The sequence below is a fragment of the Actinomyces lilanjuaniae genome (genome assembly GCF_003606385.1).
Lineage (GTDB): Bacteria > Actinomycetota > Actinomycetes > Actinomycetales > Actinomycetaceae > Actinomyces > Actinomyces lilanjuaniae.
This window is the reverse complement of the sequence record NZ_CP032514.1, coordinates 597,755-623,116: the sequence shown is the minus strand read 5'-3', so window position 1 is coordinate 623,116 and position 25,362 is coordinate 597,755. Positions and strand designations below refer to the sequence as shown.

17 protein-coding genes and 2 pseudogenes are annotated in these 25,362 nt (G+C 71.2%); 12 read left to right on the top strand and 7 right to left on the bottom strand.

Annotation, left to right across the window (positions count from 1 at the left end; genetic code table 11):
* Nucleotides 1-109: 109 nt before the first annotated feature.
* The 6 genes and pseudogenes from D5R93_RS02685 to folP all read right to left on the bottom strand — a co-directional run bounded on the left by D5R93_RS02685 (nt 110) and on the right by folP (nt 7,050).
* Nucleotides 110-1,141 (bottom strand): Rossmann-like and DUF2520 domain-containing protein, encoded by a 1,032-nt coding sequence (locus D5R93_RS02685; RefSeq protein ID WP_243106907.1) that lies wholly within the window; start codon nt 1,139-1,141, stop codon nt 110-112.
* Nucleotides 1,142-1,153: 12 nt separating this feature from the next.
* Complete coding sequence (locus D5R93_RS02680) at nt 1,154-2,926, bottom strand: PH domain-containing protein (protein ID WP_243106906.1); 1,773 nt, start codon at nt 2,924-2,926, stop codon at nt 1,154-1,156.
* Nucleotides 2,923-3,417 carry a PH domain-containing protein gene (locus D5R93_RS02675; protein ID WP_119836399.1) on the bottom strand — a complete coding sequence of 165 codons (495 nt, stop codon included), beginning with the start codon at nt 3,415-3,417 and terminating at the stop codon, nt 2,923-2,925. The genes D5R93_RS02680 and D5R93_RS02675 overlap by 4 nt, the downstream gene beginning before the upstream one ends.
* Before the next feature lie 138 nt (nt 3,418-3,555).
* Nucleotides 3,556-3,987, bottom strand: a complete 432-nt coding sequence (locus D5R93_RS02670) for a DUF3180 family protein (protein WP_243106905.1) — start codon at nt 3,985-3,987, stop codon at nt 3,556-3,558.
* Complete coding sequence (folK, locus tag D5R93_RS13085; protein ID WP_162933790.1) at nt 3,987-6,194, bottom strand: 2-amino-4-hydroxy-6-hydroxymethyldihydropteridine diphosphokinase; 2,208 nt, start codon at nt 6,192-6,194, stop codon at nt 3,987-3,989. Before folK ends, D5R93_RS02670 begins: the two co-directional genes overlap by 1 nt.
* Nucleotides 6,191-7,050: pseudogene (folP, locus tag D5R93_RS02660) on the bottom strand (dihydropteroate synthase). The gene folK and the pseudogene folP overlap by 4 nt, the downstream one beginning before the upstream one ends.
* 247 nt (nt 7,051-7,297) lie before the next feature.
* Here folP and D5R93_RS02655 point away from each other — a divergent pair.
* From D5R93_RS02655 to D5R93_RS02615, 9 genes and pseudogenes are all read left to right on the top strand, one after another.
* Nucleotides 7,298-8,239 carry an ABC transporter ATP-binding protein gene (locus D5R93_RS02655; protein ID WP_120203688.1) on the top strand — a complete coding sequence of 314 codons (942 nt, stop codon included), beginning with the start codon at nt 7,298-7,300 and terminating at the stop codon, nt 8,237-8,239.
* A complete protein-coding gene (locus D5R93_RS02650; protein ID WP_120203685.1) occupies nt 8,239-10,797 on the top strand; it encodes an FtsX-like permease family protein in 2,559 nt (852 codons plus the stop codon). Before D5R93_RS02655 ends, D5R93_RS02650 begins: the two co-directional genes overlap by 1 nt.
* A 142-nt stretch (nt 10,798-10,939) precedes the next feature.
* Nucleotides 10,940-13,489, top strand: a complete 2,550-nt coding sequence (locus D5R93_RS02645; RefSeq protein WP_120203683.1) for an FtsX-like permease family protein — start codon at nt 10,940-10,942, stop codon at nt 13,487-13,489.
* A gap of 121 nt (nt 13,490-13,610) precedes the next feature.
* Nucleotides 13,611-16,160: an FtsX-like permease family protein gene (locus tag D5R93_RS02640; protein ID WP_120203680.1), complete on the top strand. Its 2,550-nt coding sequence runs from the start codon at nt 13,611-13,613 to the stop codon at nt 16,158-16,160.
* Between the two features lie 537 nt (nt 16,161-16,697).
* Entirely contained in the window at nt 16,698-16,901 is a 204-nt protein-coding gene (locus D5R93_RS02635; RefSeq protein ID WP_120203678.1) for an actinodefensin, read from the top strand.
* Nucleotides 16,902-17,166: 265 nt separating this feature from the next.
* Nucleotides 17,167-18,378: an actinodefensin-associated protein A gene (adfA, locus tag D5R93_RS02630; protein ID WP_120203675.1), complete on the top strand. Its 1,212-nt coding sequence runs from the start codon at nt 17,167-17,169 to the stop codon at nt 18,376-18,378.
* Complete coding sequence (gene adfB, locus D5R93_RS02625; protein ID WP_243106904.1) at nt 18,375-18,665, top strand: actinodefensin-associated protein B; 291 nt, start codon at nt 18,375-18,377, stop codon at nt 18,663-18,665. Before adfA ends, adfB begins: the two co-directional genes overlap by 4 nt.
* Nucleotides 18,662-19,516 carry a hypothetical protein gene (locus tag D5R93_RS02620; RefSeq protein WP_243106903.1) on the top strand — a complete coding sequence of 285 codons (855 nt, stop codon included), beginning with the start codon at nt 18,662-18,664 and terminating at the stop codon, nt 19,514-19,516. The genes adfB and D5R93_RS02620 overlap by 4 nt, the downstream gene beginning before the upstream one ends.
* Nucleotides 19,483-21,254, top strand: a pseudogene (locus D5R93_RS02615) (ABC transporter ATP-binding protein). Before D5R93_RS02620 ends, D5R93_RS02615 begins: the two are co-directional and overlap by 34 nt.
* A 260-nt stretch (nt 21,255-21,514) precedes the next feature.
* Here the strand turns inward: D5R93_RS02615 and D5R93_RS13815 are convergent.
* Nucleotides 21,515-22,081 (bottom strand): hypothetical protein, encoded by a 567-nt coding sequence (locus D5R93_RS13815; RefSeq protein WP_243106901.1) that lies wholly within the window; start codon nt 22,079-22,081, stop codon nt 21,515-21,517.
* Here D5R93_RS13815 and D5R93_RS13810 point away from each other — a divergent pair.
* Genes D5R93_RS13810 through D5R93_RS02600 form a run of 3 tightly spaced genes read left to right on the top strand, consistent with a single transcriptional unit; the run spans nt 22,080 to nt 25,317 of the window.
* Nucleotides 22,080-23,468: a prolyl oligopeptidase family serine peptidase gene (locus D5R93_RS13810; RefSeq protein WP_243106900.1), complete on the top strand. Its 1,389-nt coding sequence runs from the start codon at nt 22,080-22,082 to the stop codon at nt 23,466-23,468. The genes D5R93_RS13815 and D5R93_RS13810 overlap by 2 nt on opposite strands.
* Nucleotides 23,465-23,845: a hypothetical protein gene (locus D5R93_RS02605; protein WP_119836385.1), complete on the top strand. Its 381-nt coding sequence runs from the start codon at nt 23,465-23,467 to the stop codon at nt 23,843-23,845. Before D5R93_RS13810 ends, D5R93_RS02605 begins: the two co-directional genes overlap by 4 nt.
* Nucleotides 23,839-25,317: a S8 family peptidase gene (locus D5R93_RS02600; RefSeq protein ID WP_147392879.1), complete on the top strand. Its 1,479-nt coding sequence runs from the start codon at nt 23,839-23,841 to the stop codon at nt 25,315-25,317. The genes D5R93_RS02605 and D5R93_RS02600 overlap by 7 nt, the downstream gene beginning before the upstream one ends.
* Nucleotides 25,318-25,362 lie beyond the last annotated feature (45 nt).

Below are 25,362 nucleotides of genomic sequence, written 5' to 3'. Positions count from 1 at the left end.
GTGCTCCTTGGTTCTTCAGGAAGGCCCGGGCCCGGCCCAGGCAGTGTAGACGACACCCAATGGTGCCACTCCCGCGCCTGCGGCACCCGGCCGTCTCACACCCGCCTGGTCACGAATCAGGGGACAGGACCTCTCGCAGCCGCTGTGCCTGGACGTCAGTGAGCCTGTGCTCCTCCTGGCAGCGCTGCACCGCGGCCTCGGCAAGATGGCGGTAGGAGGAGACGACGTCGTCAAGGCGGTGTCCCTGCCCGTCCCGCAGGGCACCCAGGGCCTCCAGGTGCCCGGCGACGGTTCCGGCGTCGCCCCGGGAGACCGGCCCGCTCAGCCCTGACAGGCCCTCGCTCAACGCTCGCTCCAGGGCTGCGACCAGCAGCGGGCGCACAGTGGCGGCACCCTCCGCAACTCCTGCGGCAGCCAGGGCACGCACGGCCTGGTCCACCAGGACCACGAGGTGGTTGGCACCGTGGGCGAGGGCAGCGTGGTAGGCGGGACGGGCCTCCTCCTCCAGCACGAACGGCTCCCCGCCGAGCTCAACCGCCAGGGCCTGGGCGATCGGGAGGACAGCGGCAGGGGCTGTCACCGCCATCGGGCACCCGGCGAGCCTGGCCGTGTCGGCAGACCAGCCCCCGAAGGTCATGGCCGGGTGGAGGGCCAGCGGGATGGCCCCGCAGCGCCGGGCAGGCTCCAGGACGCCTACGCCGTAGCGGCCAGAGGTATGGACGACTATCTGTCCCGGCTGCCAGCGGCCAAGGTCAGCAAGTCCGGTAACCAAGGGGCTGAGCGCGTCGTCGGGCACAGCCAGCAGCACCAGCTCGGCCCTGTCGACGACCTGATCGACGTCCAGGACAGGGACACCGGGCAGCAGCAGCTCCGCCCGGTCGCGGGAGGCCTCGGAGACCGCGTGGACGCCGACCACCTGGTGGTCAACCGCCATGAGCGCCGAGCCGAGGACCGCCCCCACGCGCCCCGCAGAGATGATGCCGACCCCCAGGCGCCCAGGCCTGATCGCCGCACGCCGGGATGTACTTGCCGGGGAGGGACCAGGAGCAGGGGGGAGGTCATCGGGCAGATCACCGGGAGAGTCAGCGGAGGAAGAGGGCTGCGGTGCGTCACCGGTACCTGTCGTCATGTCCACCGTCATGCCACGATCGTCTCACGCCTGGCCCCCTCCCGGTAGCATCCGGGCAGCCCGCTCCATCCAGCGCTCCGCCTCCTCCGCCCTGCGACGCCGCAGCGCACGCAGGGAGACCTCCTGTGCCAGCGCGGTGGCGTCGCTGAGTGCCAGGTTGCCGACCGAGGTGGTGACGCTGGTGGAGACCATGTCCAGGCGAAGACCCGCCAGGCCCCACCGCCGTGCCCAGGACCCCTGCGTGATCCTGATCGACTGGACACGCTCATAAGGGACGACGCTGACCCTGCGCGTCCAGCGCGCGCCCCGGATAAGAACGCAGGTCTCGGTCAGGGCCACCGCGTCGCGCCGCCACGCCAGGGGCGAGAACAGCCGCGCGCGCCGGGGTACCCGGATGAGGCCACGCCCAGGCGCCCCGACCGGGGAGGAGGTGTCCCCCACGCCGTCGTCATCGCGTCCGCTCAGCACGCCATCGACCAGGGTGGGGGGACAGCCCGTCAGCCCCAGGTCGGGGACGACCATGCCCAGGGCGAGCAGAGCGGTCTGCCGGCTCCCGACGGGAAGCAGGCGGCTCTCCGAGACCAGCCTGGAGGAGCCGGCCTCCCCTGCCTCCTCCATGCCGGCTACGGAGGTCTCCACCGTCCACCAGTCCTTCCGCCGCCACAGGAGCGGCTGGGCCAGGCTCACGGCGTGGACGCGCCCGGGAGGCAGTGTCCGCGTAGTCTCAGAGGTCAGGCCGTAGCGCATGCGGATGCCCTGCGGGGTCGCCAGGGCACGGAAGCGCCACCCCCGGGTGAGACGCTGCCAGGCATAGGACCAGCAGATAACAGGAAAGGCGAGCATCCCCCACAGGTTGAGCAGCAGCGCCAGGGTCAGCTCGGTTCCGTCAAGAACGACAAGCGCGAGGACAACCGCAGCGTAGGAGACCGCTCCCAGCACCACCCCCACTGCCGCGACACTGCGCAGGATCGACCCGATGAGGACGCCCGTACCCACCTCGTAGAGAAACTGCTCCTGGTTGTCCCGGTGGCTGCCCCGCACCTGGTCGTCACGGCGGTCCCCGCCGGAGGCTCCCTGCCGTGAGGCCCTTGCCCCGCGCACCTCCTGCACCCGGGCCTGGGCGGGTGGCTGCTGGTGCAGGCCGGTAGTGCCGACCCCGGAGGCGGCTTGCCCGGCGGACACGTCCCCGGAGAGCTGTTCCGGGTGGTCTCCGGGAGGAGGACCGGCCTCGGTGAGACGGCGGATCTGGTCCCGCAGGGCGCTGAGCTCCCTGGCACGCAGGAAGGAGATGACGACCCGGCTCCCCCGCCCGCCTGCCACCTCCACCGTGAGGCGGCCCAGTCCCAGCAGCCGCCCCAGCAGCGGGTAGACGGTGCTCACCGACTGGATACGGCTCAGACGAGCCACGCGTAGCCGACGCACCAGGATCCCGCTGCGCAGGTAGACGCCGTCGGCGTCCACCGCGTAGGAGCGGCGCCACCACGACACCAGGCCGAGCACCGCCCAGCCCAGCAGCAGGAGCGCGATCACGGCGAGAAGGTAGGGAAACGGCCCGCGCAGCACCGTTCCGTGCTCCCTGAGGTAGCGGTAGGCCGCCAGCGTCTCCTCAATGTTGCGCACGAGGATCACCGCGAGCACACCGGTCACGGTCTTCCAGCCCTCCAGGAAGGGCGTCACCACGGAGACCCGGTGCCAGACCACGTCACGCGGCTCGGCAGCCGCTGCGCCGCCCCGGCCCGGGGACCGGGCTCCGACGTCTCCCACTTCCCGAGCGGTGGTGGTCATGGGGGAGATCACAGCCCCGCCATCCTCTCCTCGCCCCGCTCAGACAGGACCTGGCGCAGGCGCTCAGCCTGGGCCAGCGGCAGCCCGTTGATCGTGGCGTCGGTGGAGGCGGAGGCCGTGTGGAGCCTGACCTCGGCAATACCCAGCCGAGCCGCCAGAGGTCCCTGGGAGACCTCGACAAGCTGCATCCTCCCGTAGGGGATGACCGACACCCGGCGGAACATCACTCCCCGCCGCCACAGGAGGTGGTCCTCCTCCAGGGCGTATCCCAGGGCACGGACCTGGCGCGGGATCAGCCACGCCTCCCAGGCGGCCAGCGCCACGGCAACAGCGGCCAGACCAGCCAGCCAGGGACTGACCAGGACCGCAAGCACCGTAGCAGCCACCAGGACCACGGCGTCAACAGCACTGTTGACCACCAGCCGGGCAGTCACCAGCCGTGGCGAGACCGGCTCGAAGACGACGTCCCACGGCGCCAGGGAGGCACCAGCCGCGCTGCTCATCACTCTCCTGACATCAGACTAGTCGCTGACTGCCGGTGCAGCGACGGACGCCGCAGCGCACAAGAGCCCGGGCAGCCCAGGCACTATGCCGCAGCACCACTAGGGGGCGGTGGACCGCTCCCCTGGGCATCGTCGTCGTCATCGGAGATGACGCACCAGTGCTCGACCAGAAAACCTACCACGGACCACAGGAGGCAGGCCAGGAGGCAGGCTGCCGCCATCCAGGCCAGGTGGCTCATTGCCGGGATGAGGGGACAGCAGCGCCAGGAGGAGCTGCCCGGCATAGACACCGCCCACGACCGCGCCCACAAGTGCCGAGGCCTGCGCCGCCGCGGCGGTCGTCGCCGCTGCGGTCGGCGTCATCCAGGTCCGCTCCCGCGAGCGCAGCCGCCGTACAGCCAGGCCGCATACCAGGACCGCCCCGGAGATGACCAGGGCAGCCACCGCCCCCCACGGGGTCAGGACAGGGACCGATCCCCGGTGCCGCAGCACCAGGTCGCTGAGCGCCCATCCTGCCACTGCTGCGGCAAGGAACACCGCCAGGGCGCTGGTCCGACGGACACGGCGCATCAGATACCGGGACGAGGAGCTGCGTCCTGGTCAGGTCCGCCGCCTCCGATGACCTCGTTCCACTGCAGAGGAGCCTCCCAGGGGTCCTGTCCCTCTGTCGGTCCCGAGGACAGGCTGCCGACGTCAGAGGCGTGGTCCTCCAGGACCACCTCGGCGGGCTCATGCGCCTGCGGTGACGACAGGTCCCCCTCCGGCGCCTGCTTCAGGGACTGCGGCTGTCGCGGTAGAGGTGGTGCGGACGGCGCCGGGGCGTCCTGCCCAGCCAGGTACTCGGCGGCCAGCCCCTCGTCCACGACGCGGCTCTCATCCCGCGTGGCCCCGTAGACGGGCTCTGCGGGTGCAGGCTCCTCCTGGGCGACCGGAGGCGCGACGTAGGGGCCGGTGGGCCTGTCAGGGATGTTGTCGGTGTCCAGCCAGTCGAAGGCGAGCCAGCGCAGCCCGGAGCGGTCCGGGGCGTAGTCAGCCAGCTCGGACACCGGCTGCCCGCCTAGCTCAGCGAAGGGGTCGGCCAGGCTCCAGGGAACCAGGACAAAGGCCCGTTCACGGGCGTGGGGGTGCGGTAGCGTCAGCCCGGGGTCGTCGGAGGAGACACCCTCCAGGGCCACCAGGTCCACGTCCAGGGTGCGCGGCCCCCAGCGCGTGGTGCGCACCCGGCCCGCGTCGCGCTCCAGCCCCTGGCACACCTCCAGCAGCTGCCTGGCAGACAGGGTGGTCAGCGCCGTCACCACCGTGTTGAGAAAATCAGGCTGAGGCTCACTGCCCTCCGGCACGGCGGCGACGCTACGCGCCAGCGGAGCTACCTGCATGACCTGGATCCCCTCGGTGCGGCGCAGAGTGTGCACCGCCTGGCGCAGGGTGTCCAGCAGGTGACCCACGTTGGCACCCAGCGCGAAGACCACCCCCACCGGGCGCCCAGGCAGCTCTTCCAGCGGGTCAGCCGCCCCGCCAGCCGCTCCGGCGGAAACCGCCTCAGTCTCAGTCACGGGGAGGGGAGCGGGTGAGGCTAGGACCGTCTGCTCCGGGGAGGTGACCACCGGGCCGCCAGGTTCTTGCACCGTAGCGTCCTGGGCAGTATGGAAGACGGAGTCGGCTGGCTCGTCCTGAGCCAGCCTCCCGGCAGCCTCCAGGGTCTCCTGGGCAGCGGCATCCTCCTGGCCGAGGGCACCGCCCAGGGGCACGACGCCCTCGGCCACTGGCACGGCCTGAGTGAAGGCGGCAGACGGGGACAGGGGCGAGGACGGCACAGCCGGGGACACAGCAGAGGGGGACAGACTAGAGGAGGGCGGAAGACCGAGCCCGGAAGGGCCGGGCAGATCCGTACCAGCCGCTACCTCACCGTGGGAGGCAGGACTCGCCGAGGACGAGGAGGCGTGCCGCCCCTCGGCCGGGGGCTGGACCGCCAGGGCGGCAGTGGACAGGTCCTCGTCCCCCTCCTGGCCCCTCTCCGGGAACGGCTGCGCCGTCTCCTGCGCCGTCTCCTGCGAGGCCTCCTGCGCAGCACCGTTAACAGGGTCGTCAGCGGTGTCGTCGACGGTGTCGTTGGCGGTGTCGTCAGCGGTGTCGCGGATCCAGGGATCAGGCGCCCAGGGGTCAGCAGGCGCTGCCTGCGCCCCAAGGACCGCAGCCTCACCCGGCACCTCCGCCACCACCTCACTGGCCGTGGCCTCGGACGTAGGCACGACCTGGTCAGCACCCGCCCAGGTGGGCCCAGAGGCAGCCTCCTGACTGGGGCCGACCTGCGCCGCTGAAGCCGCCGGGGCGCCGGAGGCCGCCCACGCCGCCTGGGTCACACTGGGACCACCCTGGACCACCGCGTCGTCAGCCACACGGTGGATCGTGACGGAGACATCCTCAAAGGCCACGTCCAGCGGCGCCTGGGGCTTGTGCACGGTCACCTCGACGGCAAGCACCCGGGGCACGCCGAGGACCTTCTCCGCGACACGGTCCGCCAGGGTCTCTAGCAGGCTGACCGGCTCCCCCTCGATCACGGTGACCACGGTCGTGGCCACAGCGGCGTAGTCCACGGCGTCGTCCAGGCTGTCGGTCACTGCCGCCACGGCCGTGCCGCGCTCCCCCAGGTCCAGGACGAGGTCGACGGTGAAGAGCTGGCCCTCCTCACGTTCAAAGGGCAGGACGCCGTGGTGCCCGCGGGCGGACAGCCCGACCAGGCGGATCCGGTCGGTGGTGGCTGTGACAGTGGTACTCACTGGTATTCCTTCCACAGGGAGGCGGTACGGAGGGCGTCCCGGTTGGCCGGGACCTCATGGACTCGCACAGCCCAGGCGCCAGCGGCAGCGGCCAGGGCTGTGGTTGCGGCGGTGACGGCGTCACGCTGGAGGGGCGTGGCACCCTCTGGTGCCGCCATCGTCAGGAAGCGCTTGCGCGAGGCCCCGACCAGCAGGGGCTGGTCCAGCTCGGCCACCAGGCGCGCGGTGCCTGCCAGGAGCTGCCAGGACTGGGTGTGAGTCTTGGCGAAGCCCAGGCCCGGGTCCACCACGACCTGGCTGCGGCGCGCACCCGCGGCGTCGAGATCGTCCAGGCGCTCCCGCAGTTCGGCAGCCACTCCCTCCAGGACCCCGTCCGGGTAGCTGGTCAGCCGGTCCATGGTCTGGGGGTCGCCACGCCAGTGCTGGCACACGTAGACCACACCCGTCTGCGCCACCAGGCGGTGCATGGCAGGATCGGCCAGCCCCCCGGAGACGTCATTGACGATGAGCGCACCGGCCTGGAGCGCCGCCTCAGCGGTCGAGGCGTGGACCGTGTCCACCGAGACGACAGCCCCCTGCCCGGCCAGCTCACGCACCACCGGCAGGACCCGGCCCATCTCCTCCTCCACCGTCACCGGTGCCGCGCCCGGCCGGGTGGACTCCCCGCCGACGTCCAGCAGGTCGGCCCCTGGGCCAGCAGCTCGCGGGCACGGGCCAGGGCCGTCTCTGTGGTGGCCCAGCAGCCGCCGTCAGAGAAGGAGTCCGGGGTCACGTTGACCACGCCCATGAGGAGGGGCCGACCAGCCGCAAGCGTGTCCGGCAGAGGCGCCGGAGCCGGGGCGGTCAGCCTCGTCAGAGTGGTCAGAGAGGTCACGGACCCAGGCTAACGGGTGCTCCGCCCCCATGGGCGCACCACGGCGTTTTCAGCCCGTCGCGAGCCCGGGAGAGCTCCTCCCAAAGGAGGAGACCGGGCAGACAATCCGTTCCTTTGGCTCATAGGCAGGTCGGGAGGGGAGTCCTAGCGTTGAGGGCACCGGGCCAGAGGCGTCCGGCGAGATGTCCGTGCAGATGTCCCAAGAGAAGACCAAGAGAAAGGCAGGGCGATGTCAGTCGCTACAGGATTCCAGGCGGGGTCGTACGGGGGTGTCGGCCCTCAGCCGCAGGCTCCTGCCGTGCCCGGCCATGCTGGTCGGCGCGGTGAGACCGTGGTGGAGGCCCGGGGCCTGACCCGGGTCTACGGCAGCGGGGAGGCCCAGGTCATCGCCCTGGACGAGGTGAGCCTGGCCGTGCAGCGGGGCCAGTTCGTGGCGATCATGGGTGCCTCCGGGTCGGGCAAGTCCACCCTCCTGCACTGCCTGGCTGGGCTGGACGCACCCACGCAGGGCCAAGTCCTCATCGCCGGGCGCGACATCACCGCGATGAGGGACCAGGAGCTGACCACGCTGCGGCGCGACCAGCTGGGGTTTGTCTTCCAGTCCTTCAACCTGCTGCCCACGCTCAGCGCGGAGGAGAACATCCTGCTGCCCCTGCGCCTGGCCCACCGCAAGCCCGACACGGACTGGTACAACGCCGTGGTGACCGTCCTGGGCATCGAGAACCGGCTGGAGCACCGCCCCTCCGAGCTCTCCGGCGGCCAGCAGCAGCGCGTGGCGGTGGCGCGGGCGCTTATCGGCCGCCCCGCAGTGGTCTTCGCCGACGAGCCCACCGGCGCCCTGGACACGGCCTCCTCGGCGGCGCTGCTGGACGTCCTGGCCCAGACCTGCCAGACCCTGGGACAGACCGTGGTCATGGTCACCCACGACCCGGAGGCCGCAGCCACCACCAGCCGCATCATCCGCCTGGCCGACGGGCGCATCACCCAGGACCAGGCCGTGGAGCGCCGCTCGGGCGCGCATGCGGCCAGCGCACCCGCCCCCGGCACAAACGCACCTGCCGCCCCCGGCACGCAGGCACAGGCGGCACAGGATCCCGGGCGCCAGGTCCGCGCAGCCGCCTCACCGGGCGGCGCCTCCTGGCGCCCCCGGCACGCAGCAGGGAGCCTGTGATGCCCGCCCTGCTTGACCTGCGGCGCACCGTGGCCGCCACCGTCGCGGTGGCCCTGAGCGCCGCCCTCATCGTGTTCTCCCTGGTGGTCACCGACACCTACACCACCCAGGCCTCCGCCGACGCCCGCACCAGCATCCACGGCGCCGACGTCGTGGTGACCAGCGAGGTAGCCACTCCCACCAGCAGTAACCGCATACCGACGGAGGTGGCCGAGGAGGTCGAGGCCCTGGACCAGGTGGCCTCCGTGCGCGGGGAGCACTGGAGTCTCTTGGACCTTGACCTTCCCGAGCAACTCAGGAACGGCGCTAACACGGACGTCAGGGTCCTTGACCTGCCAGACCTGGACGGACCGACCAGCCTCACCGACGGGAGGCTGCCCCAGGCCACGGGCGAGTTGGCCATTGACACCACCCTGGCGCAGTCCCGGGGCCTCCGGGTGGGGGACACCCTCAACCTTGTCGCGTCCGCAGAAGAGGAGGGCGGTGAGGGTAGTGAGAGCAGCCTCAGCTCCAGCTCGACGGTGGTCGGCATCGTCTCGGCCGGGGCGGACAGCGGAGAGATGCTGGAATCGGGGGCCTCGCAGTATAACAAGATCTACGCGACCCCGGAGCAGCTGGAGGCCATAGGCGCCTCCACGGACTACTCCTTCCTCTACGTGACCGCCGCCCCGGGGGCTGACACGGCAGCCCTGCAGGAGGAGGTCGCCCAGGTGGTCCACGCCTCCTCGGCTGAGGCTGATGTGGCCTCCGCCGAGGAGGTGGTGGTCCGGCGCACGGCAGAGAGCGCCGCCGGTGGCGGGATCATCACCACCCTGCTCAATCTGCTAGCCCTGGTGTGCGTGCTGGTGGCCGGGATCGTCATCGCCACCACCTTTGCCACGCTGGTGGCACGCCAGACCCGCCAGGTCGGGCTGCTGCGCTGCGTGGGCGCCACCCGCCGCCAGGTCCTGAGATCGGTGCTGCGCACCGGCGCCCTCACCGGCCTGGTGGGCTCGGCAGCCGGGGCTGTCCTGGGCATCGCGGGCACGGCGCTCCTGGTCCGCGCCGGGGCCATGGAGCAGCTGGACGGCGCCAGCCTGACCATCTCACCCGCAGCCGTCCTCCTCGCCGTCATCGCCACCACGGTGGTCACCCTGGTGTCCGTCCTGCGGCCAGCGCGCCGGGCCGCCCGGGTCTCCCCCCTCATTGCCGTCACCGGCCAGGACCTCAACCGGGAGCACGCCAGCCGCAGGCGCCGCCGGGTGGCTGCCTTCGGGGCGCTCCTGCTGCTGGCCGGGCTGGTCACCACCATCGCCGGAATGTCCATACGGTCGATCAGCACCGCAGCCGCCGGAGGCGCGGTCCTGGTTATCGGTCTCCTGCTGGCCCTGCCGCTTCTGGTGACCGCCGGGGCGGCCCTCATCGAGCGCCTGTGCAGCGCCCAGCGTTTCCCCGTGCTCCACCTGGCCGCCCGCAACCTGGGCCGCAACCCCGGCCGCTCCGCCGCCAGCGCGGCGACCATCCTGGTGGGGGTCGGCGTGGGCGCGGTGCTCTTCACGGGCCTGTTCTCCTTCCAGTCCTCCTTCCAGAACATCCTGAACGACGTCTCCCAGAAGGACATCACCGTGCTGGGCGTGACGCCGGAGAACGAGGCCACAGTCACCTCCGCTGTCGCGGAGGCCGAGGGGGTGGAGTCCCTGACCACCGTGCCCGTCATTGACGTCACCCAGACCGTGGACGGGACCACCCAGGACCTGTCGGGCATCGCGGTGCTGGACACCGAGGCCATCAGCCCTGTGGTGTACTCCACCGCCGGCCTGGAGGACCTGGAGGACGGCGTGCTCATCGTCGGCGGCATCTACGGCATCCCCGACGGCACCACCGTCACCCTGACGGGGCCCGCTGGCAGCACGGAGGTCACCGCCCGTGTCCGCGAGGGCTGGGGTGCTGTGGTCACGCCCGGCACCGCCCAGCAGCTCACTGGGGGCACCGGGACCAACAGCATGGTGTGGGCACGCGCCACCGAGGGCAACACCCCAGGAGCCGCTGAGGCGAATATCCGCGAGGCCCTGCGCGGCCAGGAGGTCATGGTCGACGGCCGGGAGGACGCCTTCGCCAGCGTCACCCACAACCTCAACCAGATCGTGCTCATGGTCTCGGTGGTCCTGGGCCTGTCCCTGGTCATCGCCCTGGTGGGCCTGGCCAACACCACCAGGGTCTCTATCCTGGAGCGCACCCGGGAGATCGGGGTCCTGCGTGCCATGGGCACTCAGCGCACCGAGGTCAGGCGCCTCGTGGTGGCCGAGAACGTCCTCACCGCCGGGCTGGGAGGGCTTCTAGGTATCGCTACGGGGACCCTTCTGGGAGCGGTAGGAATGATGACGATCATCAGCGTCATAACAGATGACCTGCCCACCGGGGAGAACAGCCAGGAGGCTGGCAGCATCGCCGTCTCCGTCCCGTTCCTGCCCCTGGTCATCACCCTGCTGGTGGCCCTGGCCGTGGGCGTGCTGGCCTCACTGCGCCCGGCGGGTGCCGCCAGCCGGGTGCCACCCGTCCAGGCCCTGGCCGTGGACTAGCGGGACCAGCCGCCGTGCGCGCACCCACCACACGACCCATCACTACCACCGGGACCTCCACGGGGACCAGCCTCGTGGAGGTCCTCGTGGAAGAAGACACCCTACTGCGTCCCCCAGTTCCTCAAACTAAGGAGTACCGCTCATGCCTGCCCTGCTCGACCCCCGCCGCACCGTGGCCGCCGTAGTGGCGGTGGCCATGAGCGCTGCCCTCATCACCTTTGCCCTCATCGTCTCCGACTCCTTCCGCTCCCAGCTCACCGCCGACGCCCGCGCCAGCGTGGGTGAGGCCGACGCGGTCGTGCTCGTGGACCCCAGGGACACCACGGCTGACGGGCGGCTCTCCGGACAGGCGGTGCAGGAGGCCTCCCAGGCCGACGGTGCGGCAGCTGTTCGCCTCTACACCGAGGGAAACGTGTCGGTCCGCCACCACGGGGGCCTCTCCGACACCTCAGCGATCGTCCTGGACGTGCCGGAGCCGACAGGCGGCACCGAGCTGGTGCAGGGGCGCCTGCCGGAGAGGACCGGTGAGATCGCTGTGTCCCCCTCCTTCCTCCAGCACGAGGAGGAGCTGGGAGCCGGGACCGGCACTACAGTCGGCTCCACCATCACCTTGGCCTCTGGTGACCCGGACTCGGAGCAGACCTCCACAGCGACTACTTCTACAGCGACTATCGTCGGCGTGGTCCAGCCTGGGGCTGAGATCACCCGGAACGACCCCAACGGCATCTCCCACATCTTTGCCACGGCCGAGGAGCAGGCTGAGCTGGGGCTCTCACAGGACCCGGCCGTCCTCTACGTCACAGCACAGCCGGGAACCAGCGCAGGCGAGCTGGTCGCCACGCTCACCCGGGCCGTGACCGCCGTCCAGCCGGGCGTGGAGGTCTACACCGCCTCGGACATCATCACCATGCGTGCGCAGAACGCGGGCGCCACCAGCTCGAACGCGCTCAACCTGCTCCAGCTCATCACGCCGGTGTGCGCGGTGGTGGCCGGGATCGTCATCGCCACCACTTTCACCACCCTGGTGGCCCGCCAGACCCGCCAGGTCGGGCTGCTGCGCTGCGTGGGCGCCACCCGCCGCCAGGTCCTGGCCTCCGTGCTGCGCACCGCCACCCTCACCGGACTGGCCGGCTCCGTGGCCGGGGCCGCCGCCGGCACCGGCCTGGCCGCGCTGGTCATCAACTCCGGGGTCATCGAGGGTGTGGGGACCGGCCACCTCACCGTCTCCTGGAGGTCCCTCGCCCTGGCCGTCCTCATCGGCACCGTGGTGACCCTGGTCTCCGTGCTGCGCCCGGCCTACCAGGCCACTCGGGTCTCACCGCTGGTGGCGCTGACCGGCGAGGCCGCCGGGAGCGGCTCACCGCGCAGGCGCAGGCGGCTGGCCACAGTGTCCGGGGCTGCCGTCATCGTCCTGGGCCTGGGACTCCTCTGGGGTGGTGCCACGTGGCGGGCGCTGCAGGTCCTCGTCACCGGGGCCGTCGTGGTGGTCCTCGGCGTCATGGTCCTCCTGCCGACGCTGGTCACCAGGGTCTCCCGCCTGGCCGAGGCCCTCAGTGGCGGCCCGCGCCGCCCCGTCCTCCAGCTGGCCACCCGCAACCTGGCCCGCAACCCCCGACGGTCGGCGGCCACCGCTGCCTCCCTGCTGGTCTGCGTGGCCGTGGCCGCCGCCATGGCCACGGGGGTGTCCGTCTTCACCGCCTCCTGGGGGAGCTATGTCACCAGCAGGTCCCCGGTTGACATCATTGTCGGGGACCTGGCTACGGACCAGGACGCTGAGGCGGTCACTGCTCAGGTCCAGGCGGTCGAGGGCGTGGAGACGGCTGTGGCCGTGCCTTCCCTCGACGTGCAGATGACCTCAGCCTCGGCAGAGGTCGATGAAGACGTCGACGACCAGACCGTCACCGTCATAGCGACCGACCAGGAGGCGGTCTCCCCAGTCCTGCGCTCCCTGGAGGTGTTGGAGGACCTGGACGACCACACGCTTGTCCTGGAGAGCGTCTACGAGATCCCCGACGGCACCCAGGTGACCCTCACCGGCCCGGAGGGCAGCGCCGACCTCACCGTCCGCGTCAACCCGGGCGCCAGTGAGGCCCTGGTCACGCCCGCAGTGGCTAAGCAGCTGGCCGGGGACGCCCCCACCGCCTCCACCCTGTGGGTACGCGCCAGCGGGGAGATCACCGACCAGGCACCGGCCGCAGCGGTGCGCGAGGCTCTTGAGGGCACCGGCCTCTACGTCGCTGACTTCATGGAGTCCCGCAGCGGCCTCACCGATGAGGTGGTCCAGGTAGCTGCAGCCGTGGGTGCCATGCTCGTCTTCACGCTGCTCATCGCCCTGTCCGGCATGGCCAGCACCACCTCCATGAGCGTCCTGGAGCGCACCCGTGAGATCGGGGTGCTGCGCGCCACCGGAACCCAGCGCGCAGAGGTCCGCTCGCTCTTCGTCTCCGAGGGGGTCCTCACCGCTCTCCTGGGCGGCGGTATCGGCCTTGTGCTGGGGTGTGGCGTCGGCGTCGCGGGAGCCGCCGCCCTGCTCAACAACGGGGAGGGGAGCCCTCTGTCCGTCCCCGTGTGGCTGGCACCAGGGCTGCTCATCATCCTCCTGGCTGCCGCGGCCGTGGGTGTGCTGGCCTCGCTGCGCCCGGCGGGTGCCGCCAGCCGGGTCCCGCCCGTCCAGGCGCTGGCCGTGGACTAGCAGGACCAGCCCCAGTCGCCGTGACTCCGTGAGCACCCGGCGAACCAGCACAGCAGGAAAACCGGAGCCCCAGAAAACAATAAAGGCCCCAAACAACCCCAAACAACAAGGAGTACCGCTCATGCCCGCCCTGCTCGACCCCCGCCGCACCGTGGCCGCTATGGTAGCGGTGGCCATGAGCGCCGTCCTCATTGTGTTCTCCTTCATCGTCTCTGACTCCTTCCGCGCCCAGCTCACTGCGGACGCCTGGGCCAGCGTGGGTAAGGCCGACGTCGTGGCCGAGGCCTCCGCCACAGCAGACGAGGGGGTGTTCCCCGAGCAGGCCGTGCGCGACGTCTCCCAGGCCAACGGGGTGGCGGCGGTACGCCCCCAGATCCAGAGGCAGATGTGGGGAATCCCGCCGGGCGCGAACAGCGCCGACGTGTTCTCCCTGTTTGTGCTGGACGTGCCGGAGGTCTCGGGGGGCACCCGGCTGACTAGTGGCCGCCTACCGGAGAGCGCCCAGGAGGTGGCGGTCTCCTCCACCTTCGCCCAGCAGTACAGCCTGGAGGTGGGCAGCACGACCACCCTGGCCCAGGGCCCACGCGGTGGCCCGGCCAGGACGACCACCACGGTGACCGTCGTAGGTATTATCCAGCCCAGCGCCGAGGTCGCTGCTGACGTCAACTCGGTCCCCCTGGTCTTTGCCACCGCCGAGGCCCGCGCCGCGCTGGGGGTACCCGAGGGACCCGCCTTCCTCTACATCACCGCCCGGCCGGGCATCAGCCCCGAGGAACTGCGTGAGGCCGTCACCGAGGCGCTCCAGGCCACCCAGGCCGACGCGCAAGTCAGCACGGCCGCAGACGTGGTCACCTGGCGCGCCAGCACCTCTGGTGGGGGTGCTACCTCCACGGCGTTCCTGCTGCTACGGCTGCTCACGCCGGTGTGTGCCGTGGTGGCCGGGATCGTCATCGCCACCACCTTCACCACCCTGGTGGCCCGCCAGACCCACCAGATCGGCCTGACCCGCTGCGTGGGCGCCAGCCGCCGCCAGGTCATGGGCTCGGTGCTGCGCACCGGCCTGCTCTCCGGGGTGGTGGGCTCCGTGGCCGGGGCGGCCGCCGGGGCGGTCGTGGCCGCCACGGTGGTACGCTCCGGGGTGGTGGAGGGCCTTGAGGCTGAGCACCTCACCGTCTCCTGGAGGTCCTTCGCCCTGGCCGTCCTCATCGGCACGGTAGTCACCCTGGTCTCCGTGCTGCGCCCGGCCCGCCAGGCCACCCGGGTCTCCCCGCTGGTGGCCCTGACTGGCCAGACCGCTGACACCAGCGCACTGGGCAGGCGGCGGGTCGCGGTCGCCGCAGCAGGGGTGCTCATCGCCTTGGTCGGCTGCGGACTCATCTGGCAGGGTGTCACCGCGCGAGTGCTGGAGTACATCACGGCCGGAGCGGTGGTCACCGTGCTGGGGGTGATTGCTTCCCTGCCGCTGCTGGTGGTCGGCGCCTCCCGCCTGGCTGAGGTCCTCAGCGGGCGCTCGCGCCGCCCCGTGCTCCAGCTGGCCGCCCGCAACCTGGCCCGCAACCCCGGACGGGCCGCCGCCACCGCCGCCTCCCTGCTGGTCTCGGTGGCTGTGGCCGCCACCCTGGCCACCGGCCTGTCCAGCGTTGACGCCTCCATGGAGGGCTACCTGGCCTCCGGCTCCCCGGTGGACATCCGCGTGGAGGGGATCACGGCTGAGCGGGACGCCACCGCCCTGGTCTCCCAGGTGGAGGCCGTCGAGGGCGTGGAGGCCACCACGCTCGTGCCCCGCATTGAGGCCCAGGTCACCTCCAGCACTGCCGAGAGTGGCAGCAGCGCCGAGGATCCAGAAGACCCAGAAGGTGCTGGGGACCCGGACGACTCCTCCATGACCCTGGACGTCATCGACCGCGACGCCATCACCCCGGTCATCCGCTCCGACCAGGGCCTGGAGGGTCTGGACGACCACACCCTCATCATCGGGGGTATCTACGGCCTGGAGGACGGATCGGCCATCACGCTGTCCGGCCCGGCTGGCAGCGCCGAGCTCACCGTCCACGTGTCAGAGGAGGCAGGCACCGTCGTCACACCGGCAGTGGCCCAGCAACTGGCCGGGGACGCCCCGACCAGCGTCTCCCTGTGGGCACGCGCCAGCGGTGACGGCTCTGACCAGGCACCGGCCACCGCGGTCCGTCAGGCCCTGGCGGGCTCCGGTCTCCTGGTTGTCACCTCCGCCGAGGGCAGGGCCTCCTTCACCCAGATGGTCCAGCAGGTCACCGTAGTCATTGGCGGGGTGCTCGTCTTCACGCTGCTTATCGCCCTGTCCGGTATGGCCAACACCGCGTCCGTGGGCGTGCTGGAGCGCACCCGTGAGATCGGGGTGCTGCGCGCCACCGGAACCCAGCGAGCAGAGGTCCGCCGCCTGTTCCTCACCGAGGGCCTCCTCACCGCCCTCCTGGGCGGAGCCATCGGCATCCTGCTGGGCTGCACGGTAGGCATCGCGGGATCGGCCGCCCTGCTCAACTCGGACTCCGGTGACAACCTGGTCATCCAGGTGCCCTGGCTGGTCCTGGCCGGGGCCTTCCTGGCTGCCGCAGCCGTGGGCGTGCTGGCCACCTGGCGTCCTGCCGAGGCCGCCAGCCGGGTGCCGCCCGTCCTGGCCCTGGCCCAGGACTGAGGTAACCGGATCTGGAGCCAGATCCAAGACTCGTCACTTACTACCCACCCCATTGCGGCCCTGTGCTGCGCCTTATCGGTGCGGCACAGGGCCGCACGGCATTTACTGATGTGCCACCGCTCCCCTTGCTAACAGCGCATGCGGACACGACAGCCCGGCCTCCCTGCATACATAGCCCGCTTGTGCCATGCACCTTGTGTCGCGCTTCTTGTACTGTGCTGACATTGCACGGAGTCAGGAACAATCAATTCCCTCACCCTTAAGGAGGAGGCGCAGGAGAAGTTCCATCTTCTGCCCCATAACACCGCCTGGGGCGAGCGCATAGTATTCAGGTATCAGAAGGAACGAGGACGGGAGCACTCAGGCAGCACGGAAACCCGGACAAGCAGTCCGCCTGGAATGAGGTGACACCGACAGCTTCCGTCAGCGCAGTCCTTCTGAGTCCATTCGCCACACCCCTCCCACCCGGGAGGTATATGGCAACCACACACCGACCGCTCCGGACTCAGGATATCCGGAGCAGAAAAGGAGGACATCATGTCCCAGTTCATCCGCCGCACCACCACCCTGGCTGGCGCCGACTTCACTCAGGCCCTGCGCTCAGAGACCCACGCACCCACCGAGGGCGCCGAGGGCCCCTGCCCCCTCAACGAGAAGAAGTGCAGCCAGATCTGCAGGGCAAAGGGATACAAGGGCGGCTACTGCGGCAGTTTTGCCAACCTCGTCTGCAAGTGCTACTGACCCCAGAGGCTCTCTAACCAGCTCCGCCCGGGTCCCACACATTTCATCACGTGGGGCCCGGGCGGAGCCCTCACAGGCAGGACCACCATTCGGGCAACAAAATTACTCCAACATCTGTAAAGATAGATTAGCAAAAGGAGAACACCGTGCCCCCATTCATCCGCCGCACCACCGCCCTGGCTGGCGCCGACTTCACCCAGGCCCTGCACTCCCAAACCAGATAACCACTGCTCTCTGAGCGCCCCGACCCGATTGAGACCTATCCATGACTACCCAGACCGATCCACCATGGAACGCCACCCCAGCGCTGCTGCGGTACAAGGAGGGAACCTGGCAGCAGGTCGATGAGAAGACCCTGGCCGACGAGCACGCCTCCGCAAACCTCATGTTCGTGCTCGCCCGTATCGCGGGCCTGCGCCCACCGTTCGGCCGCTCCGTCTTCACCGACGTGCTCCAGCGGACTCCCGGAACTGTCCTCAGCGGCGAGGAGATCACGCCCCAGGCCCAGGAGGGTGACGACCCCGGCACCCGCAGCCTGGAGAGCGCGGAGCGGCTCCTGGCCGCCTCACTGGCCCGCTACGGGGCCCGGGGCGCCGTCCAGTCAGCCCTGCCCGTGGACCACATGATCACCCGCTACCTCAGCGACATCACCTCACGACAGCCAGAGTCCTCCCCGCAGGGCGAGCAGAGGAGGAGCGCCACCGCCGTCGTCGACGCCCGGGGCGTGCGCGACCTCATCGGAGCCGTCGAGGGGGAGACGCGGGAGGAGGCTGGCAGCGCCTACCCTGCCTTTCTCCAGAGGCTGCTCAGGCGCGACAAGTCCCGCTCCTCTCAGCCCGGCCCCGTCCCGGCAGACGCCCCCGAAGCCTCCCCTGGCTCCCTTGACTCCGCTGACTCCACCGGGACGGCCCCGGAGGCTGCCGAGCCGGAGCTGGACCTGGACCCCCAGTGGCTGGCTGGTGAGGCCATCCAGATGATCGACGTCGCCCGGATGGTCTCCCTGACCTCCTGGCAGGAGGCCGTCAAGGACCTGCCGCCCCGCACCAGCCAGCTGCTCTGGATCGCTGCGGAGGACCCGGCCACCAGCGCCCTCGCCCCCTACCGCCCCGCGCACGACCCGCAGGTGCTGGCGGCCTTCGCCCAGGTGCCAGCCACGCAGCGCGCCATCACCCTGCCCAACGGGCTACGCACCCTAGACGCCGCCCTGTGCCAGCGCTACGGCCGCGACCCCGTGGACGACCATGCCGCCGCCCGGCTCCAGGCCGTCCGGGAGGCCCCCCAGGTCTGGCAGAGGTGGGAGGAGGAGCTGGCCCAGGGCAGCCTGGCCGCCCGGGGCCTCATTGACGCCGACGGCATGAGGCGCATCGGCCAGGACCCCTTCCTCAGACAGAAGTACGCGCTCAGCGTCAAGAAGACCGTAGAGACAGAAAGGTGGGTGACGTCATGGCTAGAGGCTGGCGGCTCGCTGACGGAATGAGCCTGACACACCTGAAGAACGGTGGCTGGACCCTCGCGGACCTGCACCGGCTGTCCGTCCATGAGATTGACGAGGACACCGGGACGGTCCTCCACGCCGCCCTGACTGGGGCGCCCGGTACCAGCTCCGACACGACCTCCGACTCCGCCTCCGGCACCACCTCCAGCTCTGCCTCCGAGCTCCTTGAGACCGCAGTCGCCTCCGGGGTGCTCGTCGAGACGAAGGACCCCACAGCCCCCGCACCCACTGACGCAGACACCACGACACACAAGGAGACACAGCCATGACCGACATGATCACCATAACCCCCCTGCTCACCACCCTCCTGGCCCGGGCAGCCACCGGCACCCTGCTCGTCACTCTTCTTGCCGGAGGGGCCGTCGGCGTCCTGCTGGGCACCGCCGCCGCCAAGACCTGGGCTGCTGCGCAAGCCCGCCTGGCCTGGCCCCAGGGGGCGAACTTCCTGCGTCTCCACCTGTCCCTGGGCCTTGTCGTCTCGGTCGAGGTGCTTGCCTCTGCCGTGGCGCTCAGTCTGCCCAGCCTGCGCCTGGCCTGCCTGGTGCTCGCCACCGTCTACGCCGCCTTCGTGGTGGGCGCCACCACCCTGAGGGGGCAGGAGTGCGGCTGCTTTGGCGTGGAGGGCATGACGGTCGGCCCCCTCCACATCTGGGGGTGCGCCCTGACCTCCGCCGCCCTGGGACTGGCTGCCCTCCTAGGGGACGGCCTCACCGCTGCCCGCCCCGCCCGCCTGGCCGCCGCCATGGCCACCGCCCTGGTCATGACGCTGGCCCTCCAGCTCCTGCGCGGGCGCGAGTCCGCCAGCGCCCGGGCCAGCCAGGAGCACCACGACCGCCTCCTGGTGGTCCTCTCCCCCACCTGCCCGGCCTGCTCCGCCCTGAAGATCATGGAGAACCACGACGTCAGCGACACCGAGGCGGCAGGCACGGTCAGCTGGGTGGACCAGGACTCCCAGCCTGCTGCCGCTCTGCGCCAGGCTGGGGTGGACATCTCCTCCTTCCCGGCCGTGGTCTCCCTGGACAGCTCCAACCCCGCCGGGGCACAGGTGCGCTCCGGGCTCCAGGAGTGCAGGGAGGTGCTTCAGTCATGGCGGCAGCGTCACCTGGTCCCACAGGCGTAGGCACCGCTGGGCGGCGGGTGCTGTCCCGCTCCAGCGCCACCGGCCGGGCGCTGCGGGCCATGACCCCCTCGGTGATCATCATCACCATCCTGCTAGCCATCCAGTCCGGCCTGGCGACCGTCTCCCCGCTCATGCTCCAGCGCGTCATCGACGGCACCCGGCCCGGCGCCTCCCTGGCCTCAGCGGTCGTCATCCCCGCGCTGCTGGCCGCCGGTGCCGCACTGGCCAGCACGGCAGCCAACGTGATCGAGCAGCGTGTCACGGCCTCCACCGGGCAGCGATTCCAGGAACGGCTGCGCGTGCTCATGCTCGGTAAGCTCACCCGGCTGCCCTCCTCAGCCGTGGGAGCCGAGCCCAGCGGCGCCATGCTCTCCCGTATCACCAACGACACCGAGCAGGCACAGTCCTTTGTCTCCAGCATCCTGCCCCAGGTCTTCGGGCTCATCACCCGCCTGGTGGTCCTAGTCACCATCATGTCCTCACGCTCGGTCACCATCACCCTGGTGGTCCTGGGCCTGGGGCTGGTCCTCATCCTGCCCACCGAGGGGGTCTCACGCAGGCTCGCCGCCACCACCGACCGCATGCTCGACGCCATGTCCTCCTTCAGCGGCACCGTCATGGAGCGCACGGGCGTGGCCGGGCACCTGTTCTCCCGCACGGTGGCCGACACCGAGGTGGACCAGCAGCAGGCCAGGCAGACCGCCGCAGAGGTCCGGCGCACCTACACGCGCATGATCACCATCGAGACAGCCTTCTCCTCCTCCCTGGACCTGGCGGGCTCCCTGGGGACGGTGGCCATCCTTGTCATCGGGGGGCACAGCGTGATCCGCGGGGAGATGACGGTCGGCTCCCTGGCCGCCCTCATCACCCTGGCTCCCCAGCTCTACGAGCCGCTCCAGTCCGCCTCCGGGATACGCACCGCGCTGGCCTCCACCTGGGCCGCGCTCGTGCGCGTCCACGGCTTCCTGGAGAAGGACGAGGAATGGTACGAGCCGCCGGCAGAGCCCGTGGACGTGCTGGACACCGGCTCACTCATCGTCCGGGAGGTCGACTTCTCCGTCCCCAACGACTCGGGTACCACCACCCTGCTCCACTCAGTCAGCCTTACGGCGCGCTGCGGGGAGATCGTCAGCGTGGTGGGCCCCTCCGGCTCGGGCAAGTCCACCCTGCTCAGCCTCATCGCCGGGGCCAACCGACCCGAGCGCGGTCACATCACCTTTGGCGGCCTGTCCCCCGCGGACACGGGCTCCGCCAGGTGGAACCGCATCGTCCAGCTCTGCCCCAGGACCCGTTCTTCCGCAGCGCCACCCTGCTGGAGAACTTCACCCTGGCCCGTCCGGGAATCCGTGAGGACCAGGTGGACTTGCTGTGCCGCCAGATGGGCCTGGACCTCTCCCGGCTGGGCGACCGCTCCGGGATGACCACCATGATGGGCGAGCACGGCATGCGGGTCAGCGGAGGCGAGCGCGCCCGCCTGGCCATCGCGCGGATGCTGGCCCTCTCACCCCGGGTGCTCCTGCTCGACGAGCCCACCTCCGCCCTGGACGACGAGTCCACCCGGCGGTTCATCAGCGTGCTGCTGACCCTGCGCCGCACCCACTGCGTCATCGTCACCACCCACGACGCCAGGCTGTCCGCCGTGACCGACCGCACCTACCGCATGGAGGGCGGGCGGCTGAGCGAGGTGCGCCCCGCACGCGCCTCCGCCCTGGCGGGAGCGGGAGACCGGCTGCCATGAGGTACGACGCCACCCCGCAGCCCCCGGACGCCGCCGCCGTTCAGGTCGCCGCGCAGGCCAGCCTCCCACCCGCCGCGCCGGTCTCGGTCCGGGCGGTGTCGGCCGGGCTGGACCGGCTGGCCGTCCACACGCTCACCCTGCCGTGCGGTAGGCAGGCCGTCCTGGAGGCGCCCGCCTACCGCAGCCTCCCCCGTGCCCGGCTGGACCTCATCAGGCACCGGGGCACGGCCTACGACCGCCTCTGCGGGGACACTATCCCCTCACCTGTGCCCACCGGCTACGCCGGAGCCGTGGAGGGCGAAGCCCGCACCCTGCTCTCGCAGCAGGCCAGCGGGCTGCCCCTGCCCCACGGCCCCGGCGGATGGGTGGTCGCCCACCACCAGGACGACGGGCACGTCACCGTACGCCTCCACGAGCACGACGAGCACCACGAGCACGCTGCCACCGCCCCCACCACCTGGGGCACCAGCACCCGCTCGCTGCTGGGCCTGCGAAGCAACCCGGCGCAGGAAACCCGCCTGTGGCGGCTGGGCGACCAGGTGGTCTGGCTGCGCCAGGAGCACAGCCCCTCCTCCTCTGCCCTCGTGAGGAGCCGCGACGACCGCGCCTGGCCGCAGGCGCTGGTGACCGAGCTCTTTGAGGCCGCCCTGTGCACCGTCATGGTCGGCCCCCGCCCTCTGCCCGGCCTGCCCAGGGGGGTCGTGGTGCTCCTGGAGACGCAGGAGCCAAGCACCCAGGAGACTGCGGCCCGGAAGACACCGGGGACGCTGGTGGTCGGCCTGGCTCAGACGCCCCGGGAGCTGTCCGCCTTCCTCCACGAGGACCATGTCCCCCACCATCTGGTCGCCCAGGCCCCGACGGCACCTGGTCCCCCTCCCTGGTCGGGGACCTCCCCGGGGCTCGGTAGCCCACCAGCACCTGAGCGGCCAGCCGGTAGTGGTCTTTACCGAGCGCCTGGAGACCGCCACCACCTCCTACCGGGTGAGCGACGGCAGCGTCCTGGCCCGCGTCGTGGCCCGGGTGGACCACTACACGGGCGTACCCGGGCTCAGCGGCGCGTGGGTGGAGCACGCGGAGCCCCACCTCCTGCGGTGGGCCACCGGGTCGTGGAGCGACGGCACAGACGTGACCCACCTCCAGGAGGAGGCCGACGGCGTGGTCACGGTCATGACCCAGGGGGGCCAGGGGCACCAGGAGGTCCCCATGGTCCCCGGCGCCTGGCAGGTCAGCCCCGTCGTGCGCGACGACCCGCCCGGACCCCCGCCGCCCCCAGCCGCGCACCCGCATACTCCCGCCCTGTGGTGCCCCTCCGTGCAGGACCCGGTAGCCGGGCGGCCCGGGCTGCTCCTGGCACGGCGGGAGGAGGGGCACGTGGTCGAGGTGGTGACCAGCGACCCAGCGGGCACGCAGACGCCCCTGGTGTGGTTCGACGACTCCGGTGACCTCCCGGCGGCACCCGTGGGCGGCCGGGGCGTGCGCCACGGCGTCGACCTGGGCACCCTGCCCGTGGGGGACGCGGCCTGGTGCCACGCAGGGACGCGGCCGGTTGTGCGCGTGGGTATCGACTACCACCACCTGGCAGCCCTGGAGCCGGAGGGGCTTCTCTCCGAGCTGCATCAGGCATGGCGCGCGGCGCTGGTGGTCATCAGCACCGAGCTCGGGGACGGTCCAGGTAGCGCCCAGGACACCCCCTTCCTGGGCGGGCACAGCTTTGGTGCGGCGCTGGCGGCCGTCGCCGTGCTGCGCGGCCTGTGCTCACCGGCGGGTGCCCTTCTGCGCAGCGGCGCCTACGACCGCTACGCGACCCCGCACGGCTTTGAGCACGACCACCGCACGGCCGCCTCACACCCGGGGCTCTACCGCGTCATGAGCGTGCTCCCCCGGGCGGGCGCGCACCGGGGCACCCCCTTCCTCATCAGCTGCGGCGGCAGCGACCAGAACTCCGCTACCACCCCGCAGCAGTCTCTGGCCCTCCACGAGAACCTCCTGGCCGCGCAGGCCGACACCATGCTGGCCGTCTTCCCCGAGGAGGGGCACGTCTTCTCCTCCCGGCAGGCACTCCTAGAGCGCCGACACCTGGAGGAGGAGTGGATGCGCAGCCACCCTCCCCACAGCCGCCCAGTCCACACAGCCCGGCCGGACCCGACAAGCCCGGGCCAGACGCACCAGCAGCAGGACGACCCGCACCCCACAGAAAGGAACTCACAGCCATGAACCACCGCACCCGCACGGACATCAGGCAGTCCGTACGCACCGTCCTGTCCTCACGGCAGCAAGGAGGGATGAGGGGGTGGCTGCCCCGCACCGGCCAGCCCTCCCCCAGGCCCCGCAACCAGGTCGAGGCCGAGCTCCTCCAGCTGCGCCGCGCCCTGGTCAAGGAGGGCAGTGAACTGTCCGGTGACATTGAGAAGGACGCCGCGCTCGTGCTCGCCGCCCGCAGACAGGGCCACCGGGTGGACCTCGTCATCGGCCGGGAGATCGCCCCGCCGGACCAGGACTGCCGGTACGTGTCCTGGGTGGAGCACAACGAGTCAGTCATCCTTACCGTGGCGCCGGTGCGCGAGCTCTACGAGGAGGTCGCCCGATGGTGAACCCGAACCGCCCCCGCGCACGGACCCGACACGCATGCGTGGTCCGGGACGTCCCGGGACGCGAGGCGGCAGCCCGGCGGCCCGCCTGGCTGCCGGTGCGCTCCCTGGCCGCTGTGCTCACGCTCCTGGCGGTCTGGACCGCCCCCGCCCTGGCACTCCAGCCCCCGCCGGGCCAGGGTCCCGCCCAGCAGCACGCTGAGAGCCCTAGCAGCCCCGGCAGCCTCGATCCTCCTGGGGAGGACCCCCTTGCCGCCCAGCAGTGGTATCTGGACTGGCGCGAGGGCACGGTCTCGCAGGAGGACGGACAGGGGGTCTCCGTCGGAGTCATGGACAGCGGGGTCGATGCCACCCACCCCGAGATCGCCTCGTCCTACGACGCTGAGCGCAGCCGGTCTTTCCTCCCCTCCGACTGCACACCGGGCAGCGAGTGCCCCGACCTCGACCCGGCGCACGACCCCTACGGCCACGGCACCGAGATCGCCGGGCTCATCACCGCCGACGTAGACGGGCACGGCATCGTGGGTGCCGCCCCCGGTGCCAGCATCGTCAGCCTCAAGGCCGGTGACGCGACAGGCCGCTTCTACGCCGAGGCCGTCGCCCAGGCCCTCAGGTACGCGGCGGACACGGGCCTGGACGTCCTTGTCCTCAGCTTTACCACCGACCCCTGGTTCCGCTACTGCCCCGACGCCCCAGGTGACACCGACCAGGAGCGCCAGGAACAGGCTCAGGACCTGGCTACCATCACCTCCGCCCTGGAGTACGCAGCCCACCACGGTGTCATCATGGTGGCTGCCGCCGGCAACGAGTCCTTCGACCTCGACCAGGGCACCGCAGACTCCTCCTCCATCGGATGGTCCGGGCAGGGCGAGCGCCCGGTCACCGACCAGTGCGTGACCATGCCCGCCCAGTCTGAGCACGTCCTCACCGTGGGCGCCCTCGACCCGGCGGGAGCCCGGACCTTCTACTCCAACGTGGGCAGCGCGGTTGACATCGCCGCGCCCGGCGGCGCACCCGTCTGGTACGACGACACCGACACACCGCACGGGCTGGAGTCCGCGATCCTCACTACCGCACCCACAGATGTCGTCCGCAGCGGGGGCACCGACGAGGAGGGGGTCTCGCTGCTGCCCGACGTGGTCTCCGACTGCGGCGAGGGGGGCCAGCGGTGCCGCTACTACTGGTACCGCAGCGGGACCTCCTTCGCCACCCCGCTGGCTGCTGCTGCGGTGGCCGTCCTCCTGTCCCAGGGTGTCCCCGCTCCACAGGCGCCAGGTCTTCTCCTCGACCTGGCCGCACCCGCAGCCTGCCCAGCCCCGGCCGACCAGGACCTGCCCTGCCGGGAGAGCCCGGACCACCCCGGACCGACCACCACCTGGTACGGCCGGGGCAGGCTGCGGCTGCCGACCGTACCGCCAGTGGGCACGGGCGACCATGACGAGGCGGACCAGACAGGTCAGCCACGTCAGCACTGAGGCGGGTAGCTCAAAAGGACGGAGAGGCAGGAGACGGCCAGCTGG

Bases quoted from the DNA above. Each gene is read 5' to 3' on its own strand.
- D5R93_RS13810 (WP_243106900.1), top strand. From the start codon at position 22,080: ATGTCCCCCACCATCTGGTCGCCCAGGCCCCGACGGCACCTGGTCCCC.
- D5R93_RS02645 (WP_120203683.1), top strand. From the start codon at position 10,940: ATGCCTGCCCTGCTCGACCCCCGCCGCACCGTGGCCGCCGTAGTGGCG.
- D5R93_RS02670 (WP_243106905.1), bottom strand. From the start codon at position 3,987: ATGCGCCGTGTCCGTCGGACCAGCGCCCTGGCGGTGTTCCTTGCCGCA.
- D5R93_RS02685 (WP_243106907.1), bottom strand. From the start codon at position 1,141: ATGACGGTGGACATGACGACAGGTACCGGTGACGCACCGCAGCCCTCT.
- D5R93_RS02605 (WP_119836385.1), top strand. From the start codon at position 23,465: ATGAACCACCGCACCCGCACGGACATCAGGCAGTCCGTACGCACCGTC.
- adfB (WP_243106904.1), top strand. From the start codon at position 18,375: ATGAGCCTGACACACCTGAAGAACGGTGGCTGGACCCTCGCGGACCTG.
- D5R93_RS02650 (WP_120203685.1), top strand. From the start codon at position 8,239: ATGCCCGCCCTGCTTGACCTGCGGCGCACCGTGGCCGCCACCGTCGCG.
- D5R93_RS02635 (WP_120203678.1), top strand. From the start codon at position 16,698: ATGTCCCAGTTCATCCGCCGCACCACCACCCTGGCTGGCGCCGACTTC.
- D5R93_RS02600 (WP_147392879.1), top strand. From the start codon at position 23,839: ATGGTGAACCCGAACCGCCCCCGCGCACGGACCCGACACGCATGCGTG.
- D5R93_RS02640 (WP_120203680.1), top strand. From the start codon at position 13,611: ATGCCCGCCCTGCTCGACCCCCGCCGCACCGTGGCCGCTATGGTAGCG.
- D5R93_RS13815 (WP_243106901.1), bottom strand. From the start codon at position 22,081: ATGGTCCTCGTGGAGGAAGGCGGACAGCTCCCGGGGCGTCTGAGCCAG.
- D5R93_RS02620 (WP_243106903.1), top strand. From the start codon at position 18,662: ATGACCGACATGATCACCATAACCCCCCTGCTCACCACCCTCCTGGCC.
- D5R93_RS02675 (WP_119836399.1), bottom strand. From the start codon at position 3,417: ATGAGCAGCGCGGCTGGTGCCTCCCTGGCGCCGTGGGACGTCGTCTTC.
- adfA (WP_120203675.1), top strand. From the start codon at position 17,167: ATGACTACCCAGACCGATCCACCATGGAACGCCACCCCAGCGCTGCTG.
- D5R93_RS02655 (WP_120203688.1), top strand. From the start codon at position 7,298: ATGTCAGTCGCTACAGGATTCCAGGCGGGGTCGTACGGGGGTGTCGGC.